This is a genomic window from Candidatus Obscuribacterales bacterium (genome assembly GCA_036703605.1).
Classification (GTDB): Bacteria; Cyanobacteriota; Cyanobacteriia; order RECH01; family RECH01; genus RECH01.
In genome coordinates this window covers 1-5,305 of sequence record DATNRH010000466.1, presented here as the reverse complement: position 1 = coordinate 5,305, position 5,305 = coordinate 1, and the positions used below count along the sequence as shown (strand labels likewise).

Genomic DNA, 5,305 nt, shown 5'->3' with positions numbered 1-5,305 from the left:
GGTCAGCAGATTGCAGCTTCCGTTCCAGTCTGTGATGGTGCCTTGCTCAGGATCAAACTGAAAGAAATCGCGAAACCCGTAGTGGTTATGCTTTTTCGGTTGCTTTGCTTTGAGGGTGTGCTGGTTGTTTGCGGTTACCATGGTGTCTATCTGAGAGAGGCTGTTATGAGGATATCTGCCGAGTCGCTAAGCTGATCTTTCTAGCGGGGCAAGCGTATCGATGGGTGAAACGGTGGATGACTAACCTAAGATTGGGGGTCTAGCCTATAGACTCGACGCTAGACGGTCACGTGACAGTACTGTAATAAACGGCGCTTCATGGGCTCAATCAGGATGATGGGGCTCAAATCATAACCTCAGACACAAATTAGTATGGGTTGTTCATTAGACAGCACTAACCTCTAGGGCCTCATGTGTTAAACCCTAAAAACGACGAGCAATGACCAAACTGATCCTAATCTGAGATGGGGACTGCTACCTGCGCCCTAAGCATAGGATGACACAAGGGCCCGAAGGTGAACCTAAACGAGAGTGATCTTATGGTGGCACCTGTGTCAGCGTGAAGAGAACGGCGATGGCGATCATCCTTGCCCTATCAACTTAAGCCCGTTATGTTGCTCCGCTAATTTCAATATTCCCTAGGTTAAGCAGATCTAACAAGCCTAGATGAAAAGTTTGCTAATCTTAAGACTTTTGACCCAGGCGATCGCCCGGATGCTAGGTCTAGGTTTGCCTAGAACGATACTACAGAATCCGCCCCTAAACTCCGCTGCCTCCAGTGTAACGATGCGGAGTGCAACGGATGGATCAACAAGCTAAAGGGAGGACAGGCTAACGACAGAGATGGAACGACGATGGTGGATGGGTAGATGCTTTTAAGCGTATGGGTTACGCGGCTGTGCCGAGGGCGGTGCGGTTGAGGTCGAGTACAGGGGCAATGTAGCTATATTCTTCCGGGGTGAAGTGTTGCTGGATCACTTCTTGCATCACGGTGTAGGTCATTTCACAACTGCGCTGGGCTCCAAAAGCGCGCATGATGGTTTGGAACCAGAGCAAAAGCCGTTCTTGGAAGGTAGCGGTGTCATCGGTGAGGACGGTGACGGCAGAGTAACGCAGGACGCGGATGGTGTCTCGCTTCCATTTGGCGGTCATATCCTGCTGCCCATGGATCAGCAAGCTAGGATCTTGCGATCGCAGCTTGGTATAGACTTGCTGCACAATCTTTTGTTCGGCATCCTGCAGTTTTTTGTAAATGTTAATCCGCATTTGGTAGGACTGGAGATACTCCTCAATAAACCGTAGCTCTAAGTCGTTGGCATAGCGGCCATCGCTATCAAGGGCAAGACGGTTGAACTGGCTGAGCATAGGATAACCTCCACAACTATTTGTTAACTTTCTTTAAGGATAAGCGGTCTAGACTCAGCCCTCACTCCGTATTTTTGCTGATTGTGTCTAGGGCACAAATTCTTCTCCCCATGAGTCAAGGCCAAAAACACGACTCATGGATGAGGAAGATAGGAATCAATGTGGACTAGAATGATTGGGCAAATTCAGACGGTTGAGACGAACCCATGAAGTGTTGGATACATAGAATTCTGGGAGGAGGACTGGTACTTGGTCTAAGCCATTTACCCATGGCAGGCTTGGCCCAGGCAGAGTCTCAACTGAACCTCAACAGTCAGCTCACCATCCGAGTTGAGCAACTCAATAGCCAACAAGGTAATGTCTGCTACAGAATCTTTAACGGCAGCCAGGGGTTTCCCAGTGGGGATGGTAATGCAGTAGCCCAAGGCTGCGATCCCATTACCGATGTAGACATGAGTCTTACCATTGGAGAACTGCCGGCGGGAACCTATGCCATGGCAATTTACCATGATGCCAATGGTGACGAGGTGCTCAACCGGGGTCTCTTTGGGATGCCAACAGAGGGCTATGGGTTTTCTAATAATGCGATCGCCCGTACCGGCCCAGCGTCCTACGATGATGCCATGTTTCTTTTAGGGGGTAGCATGACCTTACAAATTAGAATGCAATATCCTTAGACGGATTTAGGACTGATGAAATCACCTGTGAACGGGTTCTGTCGAAGGCTTTGCCTAGGCAAGACTGAAGGAAGCAGGTCATTGCTGGAGTAATCCAGTGAAGCCCATGCTGTACCTCAGGGTTGTGTGGGGAGACTGTCACTCAAGAAACTGTCACTCAAGATGGACTAAGACTGTCCAAGGTTATCGTCCATATAGTCTGCATAGTCTATGCATAGGGAGGAGCTTCTATGGCGATGCTGATCCGATCTCACTGGGTACGCGCGATCGCGACAATGGCCGTCGTCTCAGCCAGCAGCATGGTGGCCATATCTCCAGTTGTCGCCCAATTCATGCCCCAGGATGAGGTATCGGAACCTAGCGGCTGCGAGCTGGTAGACGATACCGTCTTACGCGCAGATTGTTATCACGCGGAGGGGCTAGCTGCCTATGAGCGGGGTGAGCTCCAGGCGGCCATCGAAGCCTACACCATGGCGTTACAAATTAATCCTCGCCATGGCGATAGCTACTACAATCGCGGCGTAGCCCACTACGACTTGGGATATCCCGAAGATGCGATCGCCGACTACAGTCAAGCGATCGCCCTGAATACCCAAGATGAAGATGCCTATTACAACCGGGGTCTAGCCCGCTATGACCTGGGTGACACTCAGGGAGCTATGGCAGACTTCAACGCTACCCTGAGCATTAACCCCGAAGCCAAGGATGCCCAAGGTTGGCTGGACTATATCCAATACTATGCACCGGATTAATATAGCTCTCGTCCCATCTAGTGCGTGCCGATCTGCCCAGCCTAGCGATAGCCTGCCGCTTGCAGCGAAAACAAGTGGGCATAGCGGCCGCCTGCGGCCAGCAGATCGTCATGGGTACCCTGCTCAATTAATTTGCCCTGGTTGAGAATGATGATCTGATCGGCCATGCGCACCGTAGAAAAGCGATGGGAAATGAGGATGGCGATCTGGTTTTGGGTGGCGGCCCGGAACTGATCGAAAATTTTCACCTCCGCTTCTGCATCCATGGCCGAGGTTGGTTCATCGAGCACCAGAATATCGGCTTGACGACGCATGAAAGCTCGGGACAGGGCAATTTTCTGCCATTGGCCACCCGACAGCTCTCGTCCGCCCCGAAACCATCGCCCGAGCCTTGTGTCGTAGCCCTCGGGCATGGTATCGATAAATGCTTGGGCCGTGCCCTTTTCTGCCGCTTCTTGCCAGCGATCGCGATCGCGGATGGCGGTCACATCCCCCACACCAATGTTTTCGCCCACGGTGAACTGGTAGGGAACAAAGTCTTGGAAAATCACACCAATCCGCTGCTGCAAAGTCACCACGTCCCAGTCGCGCAGGTCAAGGCCGTCTAGCAAAATACGGCCGCTGCTGGGTTGATAAAGCCGGGTGAGGAGTTTAATCAGCGTCGTTTTGCCCGAGCCATTTTCACCGACGATCGCTAGCTTTTGTCCTGGCTTTAGGTGCAGGGAAATATCGGTCAGCGCTAGAGTTTGGCTGCCGGGATAGGCAAAGGACACCTGTTCAAACCGAATGCCATCCCCTGGTATGGGGCCCTGGGTAGCCTGTCCGCCTTCTTCGGGGGTTTCTTCTTCCAAAAAACTGTAGAGCGTGGAGAGGTAGAGGGAATCTTCATACATGCCGCCCACCGAGGTCAAAATGCCGGCAAAGGTGGTTTGCCCCTGGCGGAACACCACCAGATACATGGTCAGATCGCCGAGGGAAATACGGCCAGCGATCGCTTCTAGCACAATCCACAGATAGGCCCCATAAAACGCCAGGCTACTGAGCAGACTGAGCACATAGCCCCAGACACTGCGGCGAATGGTTAGATCCCGATCTTCTTGATAGAGGCGATCGAAAATTTGCCGATAGCGATCGACAAACAACTCCCCTAGCTGGTAGAGCTTCACCTCTTTGGCATAATCTTCCCGAGCCACCAAGGTTTCTAGATAGGTTTGTTCGCGGGTTTCTGGCGCACGGCGGCGAAACACCCGAAAGGTTTGGTCTGCAAAATAGGTTTCGGCCATGAAGGCCGGCACCGAGGCTAGCATCAGCACCAAGACTGCTCCCAGGGAAAATTGCAGCAGCAGCCCCGAAAAGGTGAGAATCGACAGGCTGTCGCGGAAGATGCCGAAGACGCGCATCACCATATTCAGGGGGCGACTGGACGCCTCTCGCCGGGCCCGGGTCATTTTGTCGTAGAATTCCGAGTCTTCAAACTGGGTCAGACTCAGGGTGAGAGCTTTTTGGAGAATTAGCACATTCACCGTTTGGGCAAGCTGTACCCGCAGCAGCGATTGACAGAGGGCAATGCCCTGACGGCAGCCGCTCAGCACGGCCACCAGCACCGCCTCAACTCCCAAATATCGCAAGGCCATCCAGCGATCGCTGCCGCCTGCATCCCCCGTTTGGGCCGCCTGCACCACCGCATCTACAATCAGCTTGCCGACATAGGCGATCGCCCCCGGCAGCAGGCCGGCAATGATGGTCAACAGGGCAAAGGTGAGGGTGAGGCCGCGATGGGTTTGCCAAACGAGAGCGATCGCCCGCCCGCAGTAGTGAAAGGTAGAAAACGACTGGCGGAACGGCTGCCAGAGTTGATATAAACGACGCTGTAACTGTCTCATCTTTCCAGCCTAGCGGGTTGGGGGGCACGTGAGGAGGGCTTGAGAATGACCATACCTAGGGTGATTACCTTACTAACCGATTTTGGGCTAGCGGATAGCTATGGGGCCATGCTCAAGGGCGTGATTGCTCAGATTGCCCCCACCGCCACAGTGATCGACCTCACCCACCAGATTCCACCCCAGAATGTGGCCGTTGCCCGGTTTCAACTCATGACCGCCTACGCCTATTTTCCTCGGGGAACCGTGCATGTGGCCGTGGTGGATCCGGGAGTGGGCAGTCAGCGGCGGGCGATCGCTGTGGAACTAGACGACGGCATCCTCGTCGCCCCGGATAATGGTCTGATCAGCGGCGTGCTGCAGACTAAGCGACCCCAGGCAGCCGTGGTGCTCAACCGACCCCAGTATTGGCGCAATGCCAACCCCAGCGCCACCTTCCACGGCCGCGATATCTTTGCCCCGGTGGCGGCCCATCTGGCCCAGGGGGTGCCGCTGCAAGACGTAGGCGAGGCGATCGCCCCCGACTCCCTCGTCGATTTGCCCTTGACCACCTGGCAGCGATCGGGCAACACCATCACCGGCTGCATTCAGGCCATCGACCACTTTGGCAACGGCATCACCACCATCCCCG

The 5,305-nt window shown here is 54.1% G+C and carries 5 protein-coding genes; 3 read left to right on the top strand and 2 right to left on the bottom strand.

What is annotated here, in order from left to right:
- Positions 1–888 precede the first annotated feature (888 nt).
- Positions 889–1,365 (bottom strand): hypothetical protein, encoded by a 477-nt coding sequence (locus V6D20_09945; GenBank protein ID HEY9816101.1) that lies wholly within the window; start codon positions 1,363–1,365, stop codon positions 889–891.
- Between the two features lie 206 nt (positions 1,366–1,571).
- Between V6D20_09945 and V6D20_09940 the strand changes: the two genes are divergently transcribed.
- Together V6D20_09940 and V6D20_09935 are read left to right on the top strand one after the other, a co-directional pair.
- Positions 1,572–2,042 carry a DUF2141 domain-containing protein gene (locus tag V6D20_09940; GenBank protein ID HEY9816100.1) on the top strand — a complete coding sequence of 157 codons (471 nt, stop codon included), beginning with the start codon at positions 1,572–1,574 and terminating at the stop codon, positions 2,040–2,042.
- A gap of 230 nt (positions 2,043–2,272) precedes the next feature.
- Positions 2,273–2,794, top strand: a complete 522-nt coding sequence (locus V6D20_09935; protein HEY9816099.1) for a tetratricopeptide repeat protein — start codon at positions 2,273–2,275, stop codon at positions 2,792–2,794.
- A 41-nt stretch (positions 2,795–2,835) separates the two neighbouring features.
- On the opposite strand, the gene V6D20_09930 is transcribed toward V6D20_09935, so the two are convergent.
- On the bottom strand, positions 2,836–4,677 hold the full coding sequence (locus V6D20_09930) for an ABC transporter ATP-binding protein (GenBank protein ID HEY9816098.1): 1,842 nt from the start codon (positions 4,675–4,677) through the stop codon (positions 2,836–2,838).
- Positions 4,678–4,722: 45 nt separating this feature from the next.
- Between V6D20_09930 and V6D20_09925 the strand changes: the two genes are divergently transcribed.
- Positions 4,723–5,305, top strand: a 583-nt coding sequence (locus tag V6D20_09925; GenBank protein HEY9816097.1) for an SAM-dependent chlorinase/fluorinase, incomplete at its 3' end; no start/stop codon positions are given.